Genomic DNA, 19,567 nt, shown 5'->3' with positions numbered 1-19,567 from the left:
ATGGCGAAGGAACGCGCGCTGCGCCTGCCGATTTTTCCGCTCAAGAGCATCCAGTCTAGCATCTCGTTCGCGTTCTCGTGCGTAATTCTCGCGGCGATCGTCGCGATCAGCCTGATCAGCTACCGGCTGTCCGTGCACGCGGTCGAGAAGAACTCGCAGGGCTACATCGAGGAAATCATCAAGCAGGTGAACACGAACATCCAGTCCTACGTCGACAACATGGAGAACATCTCCCTGCTCGCGATGACGAGCAAGGACGTCAAATATTACATCTCGGACAACAGCTTCATCAGCGCGGAGGAGCGGCGGCCGTACGAGAAGCGGATATCCGATTTGTTTCAAGCGATCCTCTACACGCGCAAGGACATCGCGAACATCATGGTGTTCGGCTACAACGGCCGGTTCGTCTCCGACCGCCGGATCACGGACCTGAACCCGAACGCCGGCATCGCGGAGCAGGCGTGGTACAAGGACGCGAAGGCGGCCGGCGGCAAGTCGGTCATCTCGGCGCCGCATATCCAGAATATCATCCAAAACGAATACCGCTGGGTCGTCTCGCTCAGCCGCGAGCTGAAGAGCACGGACGGCATCACGGCGGAGGGCGTGTTTCTCGTCGACCTGAACCTCAGCGTCATCAACGACCTGGCGAGCGACATCAACCTCGGCAAGCGCGGCTACGTCTTCATCGTGGACCAGAAGGGCAACCTCGTCTATCATCCGCAGCAGCAGCTTATCAACGGCAACCTGCGGACGGAGCTGATCTCCCGCGTCACCGGGTCGCCGAGCGGCACGTCCTTCATCGCCGACGACGCCGAGGGCAAGCGGATCTATTCGATCCGGGACACGAACTTCGGCTGGAAGATCGTCGGGGTCGCCTATACGGATGATCTGATCGCGAGCAAAGGCGCGCTGCGCAATTCGATTCTGCTGTACGCGCTGTTCGGTCTCGGCGTCTCGCTGCTCATCTCGTTTTGGCTGTCGTACCGGCTGTCGCGGCCGATCCGCAATCTGCAGGCCGACATGAAGCTCGTCGAGCGCGGCAACTTCGGCATTCAGACCGAGATCCGGCAGATGAACGAGATCGGGCAGCTCGGCCGGACGTTCAACATGATGGTCGGACGCATCAAGACGCTCATGGACGAGATCATCCAGAACCAGGAGAGCAAGCGCAAGAGCGAGCTGCAGCTGCTGCAGGCGCAGATCAACCCGCATTTTCTGTACAACACGCTCGATTCCATCGTCTGGATGGCGGAGCAGAAGCAGCACGAGGAGGTCGTCCTGATGACGTCCGCGCTCGCGAAGCTGTTCCGGGCGAGCATCACGAAGGACCAGGAGATCGTCCCGATCCGCGTGGAAGCGGAGCATATCGCGAACTATCTGCTCATCCAGAAGATGCGTTACGACAGCCAGCTCGACTACGAGATCGCCATCGCTGACGACATCCTGCGCCACAAGACGCTCAAGCTGCTGCTGCAGCCGTTCGTCGAGAACGCCATTTATCACGGCATCCGGGGCAGCGCGGACAAAGGATGGATCGCGATTCGCGGCTCGCGGCAGGGCGACAACGTCGTGTTCGAGGTCGAGGACAACGGGCAGGGCATGACGCCGGAGCAGCTGCAGCGGCTGTTCCTGCCGGACGACGGCCAGAGCCGCAAAGGCATCGGCATCCGCAACGTCAACGAACGGATCAAGCTGTATTTCGGCCGCGAGTACGGCGTCCAGATCCGCAGCGAGCTCGAGGCCGGCACCTGCGTGACGATTACGATTCCCACACTCTAAGCCAAAGGAAGAACGCCCCATGCGCAAGCCACGCCTTACGCTACTGCTCATACTCGCGCTGCTGACGCTCGCCGTCTACGCGGCTTTCTTCGCCAAGCTGCTGCCGGCGCCAGACCATGGCGGCAAGACGGTCACCGTCGTGCTGAAGTCGCTGAACGTCCGTTCGGACTACTGGCAGACGATGATCGCGGGCGCCCAGGCGGCGGCGAAGGAGCTCGGCGCCAAGCTGGACGTCCAAGGTCCGCTGCAGGAATCGGACGCGGACGGGCAGATTCGGGCGCTGCGCGACGCGATCGGGCGCAGGCCGGACGCGATCGCGGTGGCGCCCGACGACGACCCGCGGATGCCGGTCTTGCTGGACGACGTCCGCAAGGCGGGCATCCGGCTCGTCGTGATGGATACGCCGCTGACGCTGGCCGAACCGCCGGTCTTCGTCGCGAACGACCACCTGCAGGCCGGCCGGCTCGCGGGGGACGCGGCCGCCCGCGCGGCGAACGGCGCCCCGGCGGTCGCGGTCTTCAGCGATGCGCCGCGGTCGTCCGTATCGGTCAAGCGGATCGAGGGCATCCGGCAGTCGGCGCAGGAACACGGCGGCCGCGTCGCCGGCTTGTATTACAGCGGCGACTCGGAGCAGCTGGCGTACGAGTTCACCGTCGCGCTGCTGCGCTCGAACCCGAAGGTGAACGTCTTCGTCGCGCTGAACGAGAGCGCCACGCTCGGCGTCGCCAAGGCGATCAAGGAAGCGAAGAAGACGGACGTCTACAAGCTGATCGGCTTCGAAAGCTCGATCTACGAGATACAGCTGCTCGAGGAGGGCACCGTGAACGCGCTGCTCGTCCAGAAGCCGTTCAACGTCGGCTACCTGGGCGTCAAGACGGCCGCGGGCCTCATCGACGGCCGCAAGGCGGACAAGACGACCTTGATCGGCTCGACCGTCGTGACCAAGGCGAACATGAACGATCCCGTCATCCAGCGGCTCATGTTCCCGCTGGCCGTCATTCAATAAGCATGCCACACGCGCACAAGGGGGCCATTACATGAGAGAACCGGGTTGGACGAGGCGGCCGATCGCCGCGGCCGCGGCGCTGCTCGCGCTGTCCGCGCTGCTCGCGGCGTGCGGCGGCGGGGACGGCGGCCGGACGGCGCCGCCTCCGGAGAAGCGGTCATTGATCCGGTTCGTCGCCTCGGAGTACAGCACGGAGACGAAGCCGATCCTGGAGAAGCTGGTGAAGGAGTTCGAGCTGAAGAATCCGCTGATCGACATCGAACTGCAGGTGGCGAATTGGGATATTCTGGACGGCATCTACACGACGATGATCAGCCAGAACCAGCCGCCGGATCTGCTGAACACGAACGTGTACGCCCATTTCGCCAAGGACGGGCTGCTGAACGACTTCAACGACATCCTCTCGCCCGAGCTGCGGAACAAGCTGTATCCGAACCTGATGAGCATGGATCAGATCGATGGCCATCAGTACGCGATCCCGTACGTCGCGACGCTGCGGAGCCTGTATTACAACCAGGGGATTTTCGACCGGGCCGGCATCCAGGCGCCGCCGCGCACCTGGTCCGAGCTGAAGGCCGACGCGGAGCGGATCAAGCGGGCGGGCGGGGCGTACGGCTTCGGCGTCGACCTGACCGACAACGAGACGCAGGCGTACTTGTCGTACTTCTTCTTCGGCGCGGGCGGCGGATGGATCCAGAGCGGCAAATGGACGATCGATTCCCCGGAGAACGTGGAGGGGCTGACGTTCCTGAAGCAGCTGTACGACGCGGGGCTGACCGACCCCGAGCCGACGGTCACGACCCGGGACGAGAAGCAGCGCATCCTCGGCGACGGCAAGCTCGGGATGATGATCAGCGGCAATTATTTCTCGTCCGTCGTGCCGAAGGAATACCCGAACCTGCGGTGGGGCTCCGGGCCGATTCCGGTCAAGGACGGCAGCGCCCCGATCTCGTTCGGCGTGCACGACGTGCTCGTCTCCTTCAAGACGGACCATACCGACAAGGAGGCGCTGTCCAAGTTTCTGGACTTCCTCTACGACGATCCGTCCTACCTCGAGATGATCCGGCGCGAAGGGTTCCTGCCGGCCAACTCCCAGGTCGGCGCGAAGCTCGCCGCGGAGGACGACGCGATGAAAGCGAACCTGCTCGCGCTCACCCGGGCGAAATTTTACCCCGTGCAGGAGCCGGCCTGGCAGGCCGTCATGGACTACGCGCGCAAGCTGGGCGACGCCGTCCTGTACGACGGCCTCGCGCCGAAGGCGGCGCTGGACGAGCTGCAGCATTTCGCCGAGACGCGCAGCAAGCAGCAGGCCGCCGCGGCCGCCGCGCTGCGGCGGCAGCCGTAGCCGCAGGCTTAGCCGGAGGCGCACGTAACCGGTCCGCGAATATTGCGGACCGGTTTTTTGCGCGCCGCTCGGCATGCGCGCCGGCGGCGGCCGGCCGGGTCTGGCCGGCCGAACGGAGCCGGCTAACCCGGGTGGCGGCCAGTGCCGCCGTCTCGAAATCGGCGGAAGGTGCGTCCGCAAGAACCGGAAGGCACGTCCGCAAGAACGGTACCGGGTGCGGTACATGGCGGAGCTCCGGCGTTTTTGGACGTAAGAGCGGTACGTAGTACGGCACATAGCGGGAATTCGGTGATTTTAAGCGCAAGAGCGGTACCAGGTACGGTACATGAAGGAGATCTGGCGATTTTGGGTACAAGAGCGGTACGTAGTACGGTACATAGCGAAAAATCGGCGATTTTGAACGCAAGAAGGGTACGTAGTACGGTACATACCGGGAGTTCAGCGGTCAAGAGAGCAGGCACGGAATCAGATACGGTATATGGTAGCCATTCGGCACCTTCCTTCAGCACCCGTCACTTTAAAATCGCACCTCCGCCAGCCTCTCGCATCTTGGGACAAGCCCTCGCGCCTCGCGCCGCGGTTCTGGCGTGTGCTTCCGTCTAGCCCTTCACACTCGGGTACCCCTCGCGCCTCGCGCCGCGGTTCTGGCGTGCGCTTCCGGCTAGCCCCCGCACTCCCGGCTCAGCTTCGCCCCTCAACCAATCGCTTACACACCCAACCAGCCCCCTTAGCCCTCCAGCACGCCCTGTCCTCCAAGCCTGCATTTTTTACAAGAAGAAAATAATAAAGAATTCATGGAAGATATTCGATTCAGCGAAACGCCCCCGCCCACTATGATGAATACAAGCGCTGCAGCGAGGCTGCACGAGGGATCGGACGCACCGGCCCCGGCGCTCCAACCACACCTAGTAGGAGGGTACGCTTCATGATGAACAAGAAAACATACGCCGCGATGGGCGCGGCCGTCTTGCTCGCCTCGCTGTCGCTCGCGGGCTGCGGCTCGAACAACAACGGCGGCGGGAACGATGCCGCGTCGACGAACAACGGGACGACGACGAACGGCGGCACGACGAACGGCGGATCCGCGAACGCCGGCGCGACAAACGGCGATGCCGCGAACGCGGGCGGCACCGACGCGGGCGGCGCGAACGCCGGCGCGACGGATACGCCCAAGCTGACCGGCGATTTCGAGATTCAGTACTTCGTCGGCGGCTACGGCGACAAGTGGTGGACCAAGGTCATCGACGATTTCCAAAAAGCGAACCCCGATCTGCACGTGAAAGCGCTCGGCGGCCCGAAAATCAACGAACAAAACAAACCGCGCTGGATCGGCGGCAACCCGCCGGATTTCGTTTACATCGACGGCCCGGAGCTGAACGACCGCCAGATGGTCGAAGACGGCCAGCTCGAAGACCTGACCGACTGGATCAAGGATGCGAAGAACGTCGACGGCGATAAAATCCTCGATATGCTGGCGCAGCAGCCTCAGCAGTACGACGGCAAGATCTACAACATCCCGCTCGTCCTGAACTCGTGGGGCATTTTCTGGAACAAGGCGCTCTTCAAGGAGAAGGGCTGGCAGGAGCCGCAGGACTTCCAGCAGTTCCTCGACGTGAGCGACAAGATCAAAGCGGCCGGCGTCACGCCCTTCATCCATACCGGCAAATACCCGTACTACATCAACGGCGCCTTCCTGTACCCGGCGATCGTCTCCGCGAATAACGGCGACTACACCGTCCTGCAGGACATGGCGGCGAACAAGCTTGAAGCGTTCGAGAGCGACGCGGTCAAGACGGCGCTCGGCAAGATCGTGACGCTGCGCGACAAAGGCTTCATCGATAAAGCGTCGATTCAAATCAACCACACCGACTCGCAAATGCTGTTCCTGCAAAACAAGGACGCGTTCATCCCGAACGGCCTGTGGCTGCCGAACGAGATGTCCAAGGACATTCCGCAAGGCTTCGACTTCGGCTTCATCCCGTCGATCACGCAGGACGCGGGCCAGAAGATCGTCGCCAACACGTCGACGGCTACCGTCGCGGTCGCGAAGAACGCGAAGAACAAGGACGCGGCCAAAGCGTTCCTGCAGTTCGTCTTCTCCAAGGCGCAGGCGTCCCAATGGGCCGAGCTGAGCGGCGCGCCGTCCAACATCAAGGGCGACATCAGCGCGTCGAACGCGCCGAACTTCGTCAAGGACGCGGCCAAGTACCTGACGGACCCGAACACCGTCGTCATCCCGACGATCACGTTCAACGCGGACGTCGACAAGGCGATGCAGGACGCGACCGACGCCCTGACGATCGGCAAGATCGATCCGGACGGTTGGATCAAGCGCGTGACCGACGTCGTCAAAAAAGTCGCGAAATAAGCAAACGCCCCTTAAGCCCTATCGGCGGTTTCACAGATGACAAAAGCGAAGGATGGCCGGACCGCACCCGGTCATCCTTTCGCGAATTTACAGGAAGGGCGGTCGCGTCATGGAAGCAGGCAGCGCCAAGTGGCAGAGAAACCTATTCATCGCTACGTTCATCATCCCGACGTTCGTGTTCTTCGGCGTCTTCACGATTTATCCCGTCGTCAAAGGCCTCTATTATTCGATGTTCGACTGGTCCGGCATGTCGCAGACGAAGGATTTCATCGGGCTCGGCAATTTCAAGGACATGTTCAAGGATCCCATCGTCTGGCGGGCGATCGGCAACGACTACTTCCTCGTCGTCGGCAAAATCGTCGGCATCATGGTGCTCGCGACGTTCTTCGCGGTCGCGCTGACCCGGTTCAAATTCAAGATGGCCGGCTTCTTCCGGTCGATCTTCTTCATTCCGAACGTCATTTCCGTCGTCGTCATCGGCGTGCTGTGGAATTTCATATACAATCCGCAAATCGGCTTTTTGAACGCGTTCCTGTCCCTGTTCACCGACGAGAAGGTGACGATCACGTGGCTCGGCTTCACGAACCATACGATCTGGATGCTGCTGCCGCCGGCCGTCTGGGCGGGCATCGGCTTCTACATGATCCTGCTCATCGCCGCGATCCAGAACATCCCGGCCTCCTACTACGAAGCGGCCGACCTCGAGGGCGCGTCGCAGTGGAAGCAGTTCAAGGACATCACCGTGCCGCTCATCTGGGAGCAGATGAAGGTATCCGTCATTAACATCATGATGACGACGCTGAACGGCTCCTTCGTCATCGTCTGGATCATGACCGAGGGCGGGCCGGACAACAGCACGCAGGTCATGGGCTCGTATTTGTACCAAATGGCGTTCCGCCAATACCATTTCGGCTTCGGCGCCGCGATCGGCGTCCTGATTCTGGTGCTCTCGCTTATAACGACAGTGGTGCTGCAGCGGCTGCTTCGTCATGAGACGGTCGAGCTGAGCTAAGGGGGACTTCACCATGAACAACGGCATCCGCAACCCGATCCTGCGCTACGGCGCCTACGCCGTCCTGATCGTCTGGAGCGTCTCCGTGCTTTATCCGCTGCTGTGGACGCTGCTCGACGCGCTCAAGAACAACGACCAGTTCTTCCGCCACCTGCCGTGGGCGCTTCCCGACGCGCCGCTTCTGTGGTCGAACTTCTCGTACGTGTGGAACAAATACAATTTCGACGCGTACTTCCTGAATTCAATCGTCGTCACGGCCGGCTCGACGCTGCTCGGCCTGCTGCTCGCGGCGACGACCGCGTACGTGCTCGCGCGCTACAAGTTCCGCGGCAGCGGCGCGCTCTACCTGCTCTACATCGCGTCGATGATGGTGCCGTTCATCCTGGCGCTCATCCCGCTGTTCTTCCTGATGAATTCGTTCCACCTGATCAATACGAAGATCGGCCTCATCCTCGTCTACACGTCCAGCGTGCTGGCGTTCGGCATCTTCGTGCTCGTCGGCTTCTTCAAATCGCTGCCGAAGGAGCTCGAGGAAGCATCGATCATGGACGGCGCGTCGTACTTCGGCACGTTCTTCCGCGTCATGCTGCCGCTGTCCCAGCCGGGGCTCATCACGGTGGCGATCGTCAACGTGCTGAATATTTGGAACGAATACATCGTCGGCACGATTCTCGTCAACGACCCGAAGCAGTACACGCTGCCCGTGGAGATCGGCGTCATGCAGGCGGAGATGCAGTACCGCACCGAATGGGGACCGCTGTTCGCCGCCCTGTTCTTCACGATCGTGCCCGTGCTGCTCGTCTACATCGTCTTCCAACGCAAAATCGCCAGCGGCATCACGGCCGGCGCGGTCAAGTAAGCCCGCGATCCCGCGCCGATTAACGAAAACCGCCGCTTCCCCGGCAGACTGCCGTCCCGCCTGTTTCGCGGATCGTTCTTGAAGGGATCGAGCGAGCCGCACTTGCGGCCGGCGGCGCTTCCCCCTACAATGGACGGTAACGAAGAAGATGAAGAAAGGGGCGTGCCGCACGATGAATCATCAGATCGCGATCGACCTGTACGGCGATTGGGTGGAGACGGTCAAGCAGGTGTTCCGGGGCTCCGGGCAGCCGCTGCCCGAGGACCTGACGGCCGATCAAGTCGCGCTGGCGTATTTCCTGCAGACGGCGGTCTCGCAGGAGGAGGCGCTGCGGCAGCGGGATGCCAACGAGCTGCGCCTGAACGAGCTGCAGCAGAAGCTGCTGGACCACTTCGAGGCGGCCGTGCTGCCGGACATCCGCAGCCGGACGGGCTACGAAGGCGACGTCTTCGAATTCCGCTGGGTCTTCGGCCAGGGCGGGGAGCATATCGTCGAGGAACGTTCGGCGTACCGGATCCCGCTCGGCTAGCGGAACCTGCGCCGATGCTGCGACGGCATGCCCGGCGGCCGGTTCGCGGCCTTGCCGCGGTCGGCGCGGTCACCGCGCCCCGCGGCGGATGGCGTCCCGGCGGACGGATAGCCGTTCGCGGCCGCGAACGATCAGCGCCCGTTTCGGCTCCCGTCACCGGGAGACCGGAGCGGGCTCTTTGCTTTTGGGGGCGCATCGCGGCAGTCGACCGGCGACTGCGGCCGACCGCGCGCCTGCCGGCGGAATTGACTTTCGCGGCGATAAACGGTAGCGTGGTAAGGAATGATACGAAGACGACGGATGCCTCGCGCCCGCGCCGGTTCGCGCGGGTTGACGAAGAACGTCGGTCGACCAAGGGAGTTTGATGAACGTGGAACATACGGAATCCATGACGGACGCGGCGCCAAGCCTGGACGAGCTGAAGAAAGCCGCCGGCCGCATGTCGAATTGGCGGGAGCGGGCGAAGGCGGCGGAAGCGCTCGGCGAGCTGGGCGGCCAGCCCGCGGTGGACGTGCTCGAGCGTCTGGCGAAGAACGACCCCGTCTACCGGGTGCAGCAGGCCGCGTACCGCGCGCTGACGGCGCTCGGCGTGGAAGCGGCGGCGCCGGAACGACGGAAGGGCGAGCCGATTAAGGGCACGGGCAAGATTTTGCTCCGGATCAAGAAGAGCCTGCCCGCGGGCCACGATTACGCGGCGTTCAAGGAGAAGCTGAAGAACATGCGCTCCGACGTGTACGATACGTACGAAGGAGACAAGGACGACGAGTTCGACGCATGGCTCGAGCGGACGTGGGCGTCCTTGTCCGGCAGGTAGCCGGCCATGGCCAAGGGCAAGGGCGGCACGGGCCGCGGCACGGACAAGAAAGGCTGGAACCGCTGGCAGGCGGGCGAGCGGCGCGTGAAGAGCGCGCCGAAGCCGTACAAGAGCAAGGGCACGAAGAAGCCCGAGGACGCGGGGAATTCCGTCGCGTCCGGTGCCGGAAGCGCCAAGGGCTCCGGCCCGGGCACTGCCAAATAACGAACGGGCACGTATAATTTTCCTCGTTCCGCGAACGCTGATGAAGGAGGCGTTCGCGCCGAACGGGGATTTTTTTGCGTGGCCTATTGACTTTATTTTTAATTATGTCAAAATGACAATATAAAAAACGGAGCAGGTGATTCCGCGATGCACGAGACCCTTGACGAGGCGGCGGCCTATTCCGCCGGCCGTTATCGCACGCCGGACGGGGCGCCGGCCGACATCGTCATCTTCACGATCACGTCGACCGAACGCAACACCGCGAAGAAATCGCTGCCCCTGCGGCGGCTGGAGGTGCTGCTGATCCAGCGCAAGGGCTGGCCGTTTCAAGGACACTGGGCGCTGCCGGGCGGCTTCTCCAAGGAGACCGAAACGATGCTCGAGAGCGCCCTGCGGGAGCTGCGGGAGGAGACGGGCGTCGCCGACGTGCACATCGAATATTTCGGCGTCTACAGCGAGCCGGGCCGCGACCCCCGCGGCTGGATGATCTCGCACGCCTTCTTCGCGCTCGTGCACGAGCATGCGCTCGCCGGACGGCGGGCGGCGGACGACGCCGCGGACGTGCGGCTCTTCCCGGTGCAGGAGGCGCTGGCGGCGGACCTCGCGTTCGACCACCGGCGCATTCTCGAGGACGCGCTGGAGCAGATCCGGATCAAGATGCTGACCACGACGATCGCGCGTTCGTTTCTGCCGGAGGAATTCACGATCGGCGAGCTGTACCAGGTGATCGAAGCGGTCGTGCCGGATTTCGAAGAGAAGAACTTCATCCGCAAGATCACGTCGACGCAGAGCCGCAAGGGGATCATCGAGGAGGTCCGCGACAGCAAGGGCGAGCTGAAGCAGTCCAACCGCCATTCCCAGCGGGCGGCGCAGCTGTACCGGTTCACGGATTACGTTCCGCAGCTGTCGATTTACGGCTAGTCCTGCCGTTCCGCTCCCGCGGGGCGGGCGGCTCCGACTCGATTTCCCACTTTATTAGGAAAGGCGGACTTCGCCATGAAAGCACTTATCGTGATCGACTATACGGTCGATTTTATCGTCGGCAAGCTGCCCTGCGGCCAGCCGGGCATCGACATCGAGGACCGGATGGCGGCATTGACGCGCCAATTCGCGGAGGCGGGCGATTTCGTCGTCATGGCGGTCGACCTTCACCGCGAAGCGGACGTCCTGCATCCGGAGCATAAGCTTTTCCCGCCGCACAACATCGCGGGCACGAGCGGCCGTGAACTATACGGGAAGCTGAAGGACGCGTACGAGGCGAACCGGGATCGCGTCTACTGGATGGATAAGACCCGTTACAGCGCCTTCGCGGGCACCGACCTGGAGCTGCAGCTTCGCATGCGGGGCATTGCGGAGCTCCATCTCATCGGCGTCTGCACCGATATTTGCGTGCTGCACACGGCGGTGGACGCGTACAACCGGGGCTATCGCATCGCCGTCCACGCCGACGCGGTCGCGACCTTCAATCCGCAGGGACACGACTGGGCGCTGGGCCACTTCCGGCACACGCTGGGCGCGGAGCTCTTGCGAGGCGGGAAGCCGGTCACGACCTAGATTCGACATAGAGGGGAACGAACGCAGATGACGAACGAGCATTTGACGCTGCATACCGATAAATACCAGATCAACATGATGTACGCCCATTGGGTGCAGGGGACGCACGACGAGCAGGCCGTGTTCGAGGTGTTCTTCCGCAAGCTGCCCTTCGGCAACGGGTACGCGGTGTTCGCGGGCCTCGAGCGGGTCGTCGGCTATATCCGGAACATCCGATTCGGCGACGAGGAGATCGCGTTCCTGCGGACGCAGGAGGAAGGGTACGCGGAGGCGTTCCTGGACGCTTTGCGCGCCTTTCGGTTCACGGGCCGGCTGGACGCCGTGCCGGAAGGGACGATCGTGTTTCCGAACGAGCCGCTGCTGCGCGTGACGGCGCGGATTTTCGAGGCCCAGCTGATCGAGACGGCGATTCTCAACTTCGTGAACTACCAGACGCTAATCGCGACGAAAGCTTCGCGCATCAAGCAGGTCGCCGGCGAAGACGGCCTGTTGGAATTCGGCACGCGCCGCGCGCAGGAAGCCGATGCGGCCGTCTGGGGCGCGCGGGCGGCGTACATCGCGGGCTTTCACGCGACGTCGAATTTGCGGGCGGGCATGCTGTTCGGCATCCCGACCAAAGGCACGCACGCGCACGCCTGGGTGCAGGGCCACGACAGCGAGGAAGAGGCGTTTCGCCAATACGCGGAGGTGCTGCCGGACCAGGTGACGCTGCTCGTCGATACGTACGATACGCTGCGCAGCGGCGTGCCGAACGCGATCCGCGTCGGGAAGCTGCTGGAGAAGCAGGGCAAGCGGATGAACGGCATTCGGCTCGACAGCGGAGACCTGGCGTACTTGTCGCAGGAAGCCCGGCGGATGCTGGACGAAGCGGGGCTCCCGTACGTCGGCATCGTCGCCTCGAACGATTTGGACGAGGATTTGATTTTCAGCCTGAAGGCGCAGGGGGCCAAAATCGACGTCTGGGGCGTCGGCACGCAGCTGATCACCTCGGCGGGCCAGCCGTCGCTCGGCGGCGTCTACAAGCTGGCGGCGCGGGAGAAGGACGGCGAGTTCGTGCCGGTCATCAAAATTTCCGGCAATCCCGAGAAGGTCACCACCCCCGGGCGCAAGGACGTATACCGGATCGTCAACCGCGAGACGGGCATCGCCGAAGGCGACTACGTGACGCTGGTCGAGGAAGGTCCGATGCTTACCGAGGAACCGCTGCGGCTGTTCGATCCCGTGCATCATTACATTCAGAAGGTTATCCAACGCTATGACGCCGTGCCGCTGCTGGCGGAAATTTTCGCGGACGGCGAGCTCGTCTACGAGCTGCCGTCGCTCGACGACATCCGCCGCTATCACCGCGAGCAGCTGAAGCTCTTCTGGCCGCAGGTGCTGCGCAAGATGAACCCGGCGGAGTACCGCGTCAACCTGAGCGAGACGGCGTGGGAGCTGAAGATGGCGCTGATCGAGAAATACCGGACGTAAGGCGCGCCGCGTCGCGAATCGGCGGCCAAGTTCGGATGCGAGGCTTCTTCCTTTCGGGGAGGAAGCCTTTTTTGCGTCGCAATGCGGAGTTGATCGGATCCGCTGTCGCCAGGGCGGCGCGTACGCCGGACTTTGCAACGGCTTGCATCGCGGGCGCCATGCCGCCTCGGCCAACCGGCCTGCCGCGCTTGAAGGGTTTTCGCGTTATCGCGCAGGTCTCCGCTCGCCGCCCGGCCGAACGCCGCTTTTCGCTCTAATGCGCCTTCGGGCGGCATATATATCAGCGTAAAGGAGCGTGAGCACAGGTGAACGACAAGGTCCGAAGCTACTATCGGCTGAAGAAGAAACAAAAGGAGCTCGAGCAGGAGCTGGCCGGCCTGCGGGAGGAAATCTTGGCGCACTGCGCGGAGAACGGGACGACGACGCTCGAAGTCGGCAGCTATGCCGTCAAGGTCGTGCCGCACCGGAGGAAGGAGTACGACGAGACGAAGCTGTTCGAGGCGCTCCCGGATTTGGAGCTGTGGCGTCTGCTGTCGAGCCCGGACACCGCCAAAATCGCGCAGCTCGTGAAGCTCGGCGTCCTCTCGGAAGAGCGGCTCAAGGACACGTACACGGTCAAGGACGTGGCCTATTTGCAGGTCGAACGGAAGTAGCGGAGGCCATGAAGATCGGGACTTTCGCAGCCCGTTCACAGGGGTTGCCCCGAATGCGCGGGAAATTTCGACATTTTTCGATAAAGCTGGAGGACTTGCCGCCCCGTTCGTCGAATGAGTGTGGACTTGGCGTTTCATCGCTTTGGGCGGCGGAAGTCAAGCCTTAGACAAGAACGGGGAGGCAAGTAATGAGAAAGGCATCATTCGGCAAAAAAATGGTCAGTCTCACGCTGGCCGGATCGCTTTCGCTCTCGCTGCTCGGCACGGCGAACGGCGCGGCGGGCGGCGCGGGCCCGGTCGCCGATATCGGCGGACACTGGGCGGAGCAGGAGATCCGGCAATGGATCGCGCAAGGCCTGATCGGCGGGTACGAGGACGGCAATTTCCGGCCGGACAAGGCCGTCACGCGGGCGGAATTCGTCGCGCTCGTCAACCGGGCGTTCGGTTTCGCGCGGACCGGCGGTGCGGCGTTCGGCGATTTGGAAGCGGGCGATTGGAGCTACGCGGATTTTCAGAAGGCGGCTGCGGCCGGCTATATCGCGGGCTACGGGGACGGGACGGTCCATCCGAACGCGCCGGTCACGCGCCAGGAGATCGCGGTCATCGCCCAGCGGCTGCTCGGCTTGACACCTTCGGCGGCTAGCGCCCAAGCCTTCGCGGACGCGGCATCGATTCCGCCGTGGAGCAAGGGCGCCGTCGGCGCGGTCGAGGACGCCGGCATCATGCGCGGTTACGAGGATCATGCGTTCCGCCCGGCGAATCACGCGACCCGCGCGGAAGCCGTCGTCATTTTGAGCCACGCACTGAAGGTCAAGGCCGCGCCGATCGCATTCGACAAAGCAGGGACGTACGGTCCGGAGACCGGCACGCAGACGATCAAGGGCGACGTCGTGATCGCCGCGCCGGGCGTCACGCTGCGGAACACGGTCATCGAAGGCAGCCTGACGTTCGCCCCGGGCATCGGCGAGGGCGACGCCGCGCTGCGGCAGGTCACGGTGAAGGGCACGACGCTCGTGCAGGGCGGCGGCGCGCACAGCATTCACTTCGAGGATTCCGTGCTGCTCACGGTCGTGGTGGACAAGGCGGCGGGGCTCGTCCGGATCGTAGCGGAAGGCACGACGACGGTCGCTTCGGCCGTCATGCAGAGCGGCGCGACGCTCGAGGAATCGGATCTGACGGGGGAAGGCTTCACCGACGTCCAGCTTAGCCGCCTGCTGCCGAAGGGGACGACGGTCACGCTGCTCGGCTCGTTCGACGACGTCGACGTTTCCGGCATCCAGGTCCGCATCGACATTCCGAGCGGGAGCGTGGAGCAGATCACGGTCACGGACGAGGCGACGGGCAACGCCATCGCGCTCGGCAGCGGCGCGAAGATCGTGGACCTGGTGCTGAACGCGGCGGTCAAGGTCACGGGCGGCGGCACGATCGAAACCGCCACGATGAGCAAGGAAGCGCAGCAGTCGAGCAGCTTCGAGAAGCAGCCGAACAAGCTGCTGGACGAAACCGGCGCGGTCATCCATCCGCCGCCGCCGCCCCCGTCCGGTCCGAGCCAGGAGCAGATCGACCGCGCGGCGGCCGACCGGGTGACGGCGCTGATCGCGGCGCTTCCGGCGACCGCGGATCTGACGCTGGCCGGCGACGAAGCCGGCGTGAAGGCCGCCGAAACGGCGTTCGCCGCGCTGTCGGCGTCGCAGAAGGCGCTCGTGAAGACGGCCGACCGGACGAAGCTGAGCGACGCGGTCGCCCGGATCGCCGAGCTGAAGGCGGATAAGGCCGCGGCGGACGCGGTCGTCGCGTTGATCGACGCGCTGCCTGACGCCGCGGCGGTTCAACTCGAGGACGAGCCGGCGGTCACGGCCGCCAAGAGCGCCTTCGACGCGTTGACCGCGGCGCAGCAGGCGCTCGTGGCGAACGCGGACGAGCTGGCCGCGGCGCTGGCGCGGATCGACGCGCGCAAGGCGGACGCCGACGCGGTCGCGGCGTTGATCGCGGCGCTTCCGGAGCCGGCCGCGGCGACGCTCGCCGACCGCGGCGCGGTGGCGGACGCGAACGCGAAGTTCGCCGCCTTGTCCGCCGCTCAGCAGGCGCGGGTCGCGAACAAGGACAAGCTGGCGCAAGCCGTCGCGAAGATCGACACGCTGATCGCGGCGGCGAGCGACGTCGTGTTGCTGATCGACGCGCTGCCGTCGGCCTCGGCGGTCACGCTGGCCGACCAAGCGACCGTGGACGCGGCGAAGTCCGCGTACGACGCGCTGTCGGCTTCGCAGCAGGCGCTGGTGACGAATCACGCGAAGCTGGCGGACGCGCTTTCGAAGATCGACGCGCTGATCGCGGCAGCCAACGACGTCGTAGCGCTGATTGACGCGCTGCCTTCGAACGCGGCGATCACGCTCGACGACCAGGCATCCGTAGCCGCGGCGAAGTCCGCCTACGACGCGCTGTCGTCTTCCCAGCAGGCGTTGGTGACGAACCACGCCAAGCTGACGGACGCGCTGGCGAAGATCGACGCGCTGATCGCGGCGGCGAGCGACGTCGTAGCGCTGATCGACGCGCTGTCGTCGGCCTCGGCGGTCACGCTGGCAGACCAGGCGGCTGTGGACGCGGCGAAGTCCGCGTACGACGCGCTGTCGTCGTCCCAGCAAGTGCTGGTGACGAACCACGCCAAACTGGCGGACGCGCTGGCGAAGATCGACGCGCTGATCGCGGCGGCCGACGATGTCGTCGCGCTGATTTACGCGCTGCCTTCAAACGCGGCGATCACGCTCGACGACCAAGCATCCGTAGCCGCGGCGAAAACCGCGTTCGACGCGCTGTCGGCCTCGCAGCAGGCGCTGGTAACGAACCACGCCAAGCTGACAGACGCGCTGGCGAAGATCGACGCGCTGTTCGCGGCGGCGAGCGACGTCGTCGCGCTGATCGACGCGCTGCCGTCGGCCTCGGCGGTCACGCTGGCCGACCAAGCGACCGTGGACGCGGCGAAGTCCGCGTACGACGCGCTGTCGTCCTCCCAGCAGGCGCTGGTAACGAATCACGCGAAGCTGGCGGACGCGCTGGCGAAGATCGACTCGCTGCTCGCGGCGGCCAACGACGTCGTCGCGCTGATTGACGCGCTGCCTTCGAACGCGGCGATCACGCTCGACGACCAAGCATCCGTAGCCGCGGCGAAAACCGCCTACGACGCGCTGTCGGCCTCCCAGCAGGCGTTGGTAACGAACCACGCCAAGCTGACGGACGCGCTGGCGAAGATCGACGCGCTGATCGCGGAAGCCAACGACGTCGTCGCGCTGATCGTCGCGCTGCCGGACACGGCCCAGCTCAAGCTGTCCGATAAGCCGGCCGTGGTCGCGGCCAATACGGCCTTCCAAGCGCTATCGGTCTCGCAGCAGGCGCTGGTGACGAATCAGGCCAAGCTGACGGACGCGCTGGCACGAATTGCTGCGCTGGAGGATCTCCAAGCGGCCGACGCCGTCACCGCGCTCATCGCGGCGCTCCCGGCCGTCGCGCAGTTGAAGCTGTCCGACGAGACGGCTGTGAATGCGGCCGCCGACGCGTTCAACTCCCTGACGGCGACCCGGCAAGCGCTGGTCACGAATCGCGACGCTCTGACGGCCGCCGCCGACCGAATCGTCGAGCTTAAAGCCGATAAGGCGGCGGCTGACGCCGTCGTTGCGCAGATCGCGGCGCTTCCGGCGATCGCCCAGTTGACGCGATTCGACGAAGCGGCGGTCAACGCCGCTAACGACGCTTACGCGGCCTTGACGAGCGCGCAGCAAGCGCTGGTATCGAACTACAGCCAATTGACCGGCGCGGTCGCCCGGATCGGGCAATTGAAGGCGGAGCACGAAGCCGACCTGCGGGCCGCGGCCGCCGTGATCGCGCTCATCGACGCATTGCAGGCGCCGGACGCCATCACGCTCGCAGACAAAACCGCCGTTGCGTCGGCGCGCGCGGCATATGACGGGTTAACGTCCGCGCGGCAAGTCCTCGTGACGAACGAAGCCAAGCTGACCGCGGCGGAAGCCCGGATCGCCGAGCTGTGGTTTATTGGCAGCAAGGCCGTGACGTCGTTTGACTTCAGTACGGCATACGCGACGCAAGCAAGAGGCGAGAGCTTTCAAATCGCGGACACGAATTTCGGCGACCATCCGGTCCATTTTACGATCAGCGACGGCAACGTCACGATTCCGGTGGACCTGACCTGGAACATCCCGCTGAACGGTTTCACGACCGGACAGGCGGTGGGCTCGGCGGTCGACAGCTTCATTCAACAATATTGCAACGACCATCACATCGATCTGGGACAGCGTACGCTGGCGGCGATGGGCTTCGGGGATACGTTCTTCGTCACGACCTTCGCGACCGGCTCGCAAGCATCCGTGACGCTCGGCGGCGGGTATGACGCGCTGTTCGGGTCGAATCATTTCTCCGGCACGGACGAGGATACGAGCAAGAACCGGACGTTCACGGTCGGCGACGGCGCCCATACGGCGACGATTCAACTGAAAAGGGCATATGCCAGCATAGATGCTTTTGTGTCCGATCTGAATCGGCAGCTGCAAAACGCCACCGTTGCCGTTCAAGCGATAAAGCTCGACGCCGCGCATTTCAAGCTGTCCCCGACCGCGGCGAATGGATCGCTTGCGATCGACGGGGCGGACAAGGCGCAATTTTTCGACCAGTTTCAATTAAGCTGATCCAGCATATCGTGCAACTCGTTATCCCGAAGGCGCCGGGCCTGACCCGGCGTCTTTTGTTTTGAGCGAATCTTCGGCGAGTTCGACATCAGGCGTCAAAACCTCCCGTTTACACATTATGGAAGCTCATTCATACTGATTTTGAGTAGGCAAGCCATTAAGAGGAGGAACGAAAACGCATGTCCAAGCGCATTCTCATCGTCACCGGAGACGCCGCGGAGGTACTTGAAGTCTACTATCCTTATTTTCGCGTGCTGGAGGAAGGGTACGAGGCCGTTCTGGCGGCGCCGGCCAAAAAGGTGCTTCACACCGTGGTGCATGATTTCGTCGAAGGCTGGGAAACGTACACGGAGAAACCGGCCCATTTGCTGCCGGCCCATATCGCGTTCGCGGACGTCGATCCCGCCCAGTACGACGGCTTGGTGATTCCCGGCGGCCGGGCACCCGAATACATTCGGGGCAACGAGGATCTTCCACGCATACTGAGCCACTTCCTAGAAGCGGATAAGCCGGTCGGGGCCATCTGCCACGGCGTTCAGGTTTTTGCGGCGTTGAGCGACACGAGTTACTTCCGCAGCCGGACGATGACGGCCTACAATGCGTGCCGGCTGGATGTCGAACGGCTTGGTGCAAGCTACGCCAAAGAGACGCTTCACGTCGACGGCAAACTTGTTTCCGGTCACGCATGGCCGGATTTGCCCGGTTTTATGCGCGAATTTCTGAAATTGCTAGCGTAGGCTTGGCTATAGAAATGAACGCTAAACGGCTGCCTCCGGCAGCTGTTTTCTTATACTTCGCGAATTTAGTTGGAGAAACGCGGCTTGCGTTCGACATTTTTCGAAAAAGTGCTTGCAGATATCATTCGAACTATGGTATATTCTAATTCCGGCCGGGACGAACGAGAAACGGCGCGGTGATCGAAAACGAAACAAGCCCGAAATTAAGGCTTGCCAAACTGTTTCGAGATATGATATATTCTAATTCCGGTCATGAGCCGGACGATGAATGTAACGACTTTGTTCCTTGAAAACTGAACAATGAGCGACCTGTCAAAAGGTTTGAACAAGCTAGTTTTTTGAATGAGCTAACAAGCGAATTCATCTCAGCGGAATATCGCATGTCCAACCTTCGGTTGTACACGCAAACCAATCCGCTTTTATGGAGAGTTTGATCCTGGCTCAGGACGAACGCTGGCGGCGTGCCTAATACATGCAAGTCGAGCGGATCTTCCCTTCGGGGAAGGTTAGCGGCGGACGGGTGAGTAACACGTAGGCAACCTG

At 63.3% G+C, this 19,567-nt stretch carries 15 protein-coding genes and 1 rRNA gene; all 16 read left to right on the top strand.

The genetic code is table 11. The features are described from left to right. A complete protein-coding gene (locus tag I8J29_RS28660) occupies window positions 1-1,779 on the top strand; it encodes a cache domain-containing sensor histidine kinase (protein ID WP_208850763.1) in 1,779 nt (592 codons plus the stop codon). Between the two features lie 19 nt (window positions 1,780-1,798). Beyond that, window positions 1,799-2,785, top strand: a complete 987-nt coding sequence (locus I8J29_RS28655) for a substrate-binding domain-containing protein (protein WP_208850762.1) — start codon at window positions 1,799-1,801, stop codon at window positions 2,783-2,785. Window positions 2,786-2,816: 31 nt separating this feature from the next. Further along, a complete protein-coding gene (locus tag I8J29_RS28650) occupies window positions 2,817-4,130 on the top strand; it encodes an extracellular solute-binding protein (protein WP_208850761.1) in 1,314 nt (437 codons plus the stop codon). Window positions 4,131-5,055: 925 nt separating this feature from the next. After that, complete coding sequence (locus tag I8J29_RS28645) at window positions 5,056-6,498, top strand: ABC transporter substrate-binding protein (protein WP_208850760.1); 1,443 nt, start codon at window positions 5,056-5,058, stop codon at window positions 6,496-6,498. Between the two features lie 109 nt (window positions 6,499-6,607). Next, a complete protein-coding gene (locus I8J29_RS28640; protein ID WP_208850759.1) occupies window positions 6,608-7,510 on the top strand; it encodes a carbohydrate ABC transporter permease in 903 nt (300 codons plus the stop codon). Between the two features lie 13 nt (window positions 7,511-7,523). Beyond that, window positions 7,524-8,369, top strand: coding sequence for a carbohydrate ABC transporter permease (locus tag I8J29_RS28635; protein WP_090648542.1), 846 nt, complete (start codon window positions 7,524-7,526; stop codon window positions 8,367-8,369). A 172-nt stretch (window positions 8,370-8,541) separates the two neighbouring features. Next, on the top strand, window positions 8,542-8,898 hold the full coding sequence (locus tag I8J29_RS28630) for a hypothetical protein (protein ID WP_208850758.1): 357 nt from the start codon (window positions 8,542-8,544) through the stop codon (window positions 8,896-8,898). 370 nt (window positions 8,899-9,268) lie between these two features. Continuing rightward, window positions 9,269-9,712, top strand: a complete 444-nt coding sequence (locus I8J29_RS28625) for a HEAT repeat domain-containing protein (protein WP_420831171.1) — start codon at window positions 9,269-9,271, stop codon at window positions 9,710-9,712. Between the two features lie 6 nt (window positions 9,713-9,718). After that, entirely contained in the window at window positions 9,719-9,916 is a 198-nt protein-coding gene (locus I8J29_RS28620; RefSeq protein ID WP_208850756.1) for a DUF3934 family protein, read from the top strand. Window positions 9,917-10,063: 147 nt separating this feature from the next. Continuing rightward, the gene (locus I8J29_RS28615; RefSeq protein ID WP_208850755.1) at window positions 10,064-10,837 is read left to right on the top strand and encodes an NUDIX hydrolase; all 774 of its coding nucleotides are present in this window, start codon (window positions 10,064-10,066) and stop codon (window positions 10,835-10,837) included. Between the two features lie 75 nt (window positions 10,838-10,912). Beyond that, window positions 10,913-11,470: a cysteine hydrolase family protein gene (locus I8J29_RS28610; protein WP_208850754.1), complete on the top strand. Its 558-nt coding sequence runs from the start codon at window positions 10,913-10,915 to the stop codon at window positions 11,468-11,470. A gap of 27 nt (window positions 11,471-11,497) precedes the next feature. Continuing rightward, entirely contained in the window at window positions 11,498-12,940 is a 1,443-nt protein-coding gene (locus I8J29_RS28605; RefSeq protein ID WP_090648557.1) for a nicotinate phosphoribosyltransferase, read from the top strand. Window positions 12,941-13,245: 305 nt separating this feature from the next. Continuing rightward, entirely contained in the window at window positions 13,246-13,593 is a 348-nt protein-coding gene (locus I8J29_RS28600) for a hypothetical protein (protein ID WP_090648560.1), read from the top strand. 188 nt (window positions 13,594-13,781) lie between these two features. Next, entirely contained in the window at window positions 13,782-18,287 is a 4,506-nt protein-coding gene (locus I8J29_RS28595; protein ID WP_208850753.1) for an S-layer homology domain-containing protein, read from the top strand. Window positions 18,288-18,466: 179 nt separating this feature from the next. Then, the gene (locus I8J29_RS28590; RefSeq protein WP_208850752.1) at window positions 18,467-19,024 is read left to right on the top strand and encodes a DJ-1/PfpI family protein; all 558 of its coding nucleotides are present in this window, start codon (window positions 18,467-18,469) and stop codon (window positions 19,022-19,024) included. Between the two features lie 418 nt (window positions 19,025-19,442). Next, a 16S ribosomal RNA gene (locus I8J29_RS28585) occupies window positions 19,443-19,567 on the top strand; the annotation flags it as partial.

It is taken from the genome of Paenibacillus artemisiicola, assembly GCF_017652985.1.
Taxonomy (GTDB): Bacteria; Bacillota; Bacilli; order Paenibacillales; family Paenibacillaceae; genus Paenibacillus_Z; species Paenibacillus_Z artemisiicola.
This window is presented reverse-complemented; position numbering and strand designations above follow the sequence as displayed.

Excerpts from the sequence above, each read along its gene's own strand:
- I8J29_RS28620 (WP_208850756.1), top strand. The coding sequence starts at position 9,719 with ATGGCCAAGGGCAAGGGCGGCACGGGCCGCGGCACGGACAAGAAAGGC.
- I8J29_RS28655 (WP_208850762.1), top strand. The coding sequence starts at position 1,799 with ATGCGCAAGCCACGCCTTACGCTACTGCTCATACTCGCGCTGCTGACG.
- I8J29_RS28590 (WP_208850752.1), top strand. The coding sequence starts at position 18,467 with ATGTCCAAGCGCATTCTCATCGTCACCGGAGACGCCGCGGAGGTACTT.
- I8J29_RS28605 (WP_090648557.1), top strand. The coding sequence starts at position 11,498 with ATGACGAACGAGCATTTGACGCTGCATACCGATAAATACCAGATCAAC.
- I8J29_RS28640 (WP_208850759.1), top strand. The coding sequence starts at position 6,608 with ATGGAAGCAGGCAGCGCCAAGTGGCAGAGAAACCTATTCATCGCTACG.
- I8J29_RS28650 (WP_208850761.1), top strand. The coding sequence starts at position 2,817 with ATGAGAGAACCGGGTTGGACGAGGCGGCCGATCGCCGCGGCCGCGGCG.
- I8J29_RS28645 (WP_208850760.1), top strand. The coding sequence starts at position 5,056 with ATGATGAACAAGAAAACATACGCCGCGATGGGCGCGGCCGTCTTGCTC.
- I8J29_RS28610 (WP_208850754.1), top strand. The coding sequence starts at position 10,913 with ATGAAAGCACTTATCGTGATCGACTATACGGTCGATTTTATCGTCGGC.
- I8J29_RS28630 (WP_208850758.1), top strand. The coding sequence starts at position 8,542 with ATGAATCATCAGATCGCGATCGACCTGTACGGCGATTGGGTGGAGACG.
- I8J29_RS28615 (WP_208850755.1), top strand. The coding sequence starts at position 10,064 with ATGCACGAGACCCTTGACGAGGCGGCGGCCTATTCCGCCGGCCGTTAT.
- I8J29_RS28635 (WP_090648542.1), top strand. The coding sequence starts at position 7,524 with ATGAACAACGGCATCCGCAACCCGATCCTGCGCTACGGCGCCTACGCC.
- I8J29_RS28595 (WP_208850753.1), top strand. The coding sequence starts at position 13,782 with ATGAGAAAGGCATCATTCGGCAAAAAAATGGTCAGTCTCACGCTGGCC.
- I8J29_RS28660 (WP_208850763.1), top strand. The coding sequence starts at position 1 with ATGGCGAAGGAACGCGCGCTGCGCCTGCCGATTTTTCCGCTCAAGAGC.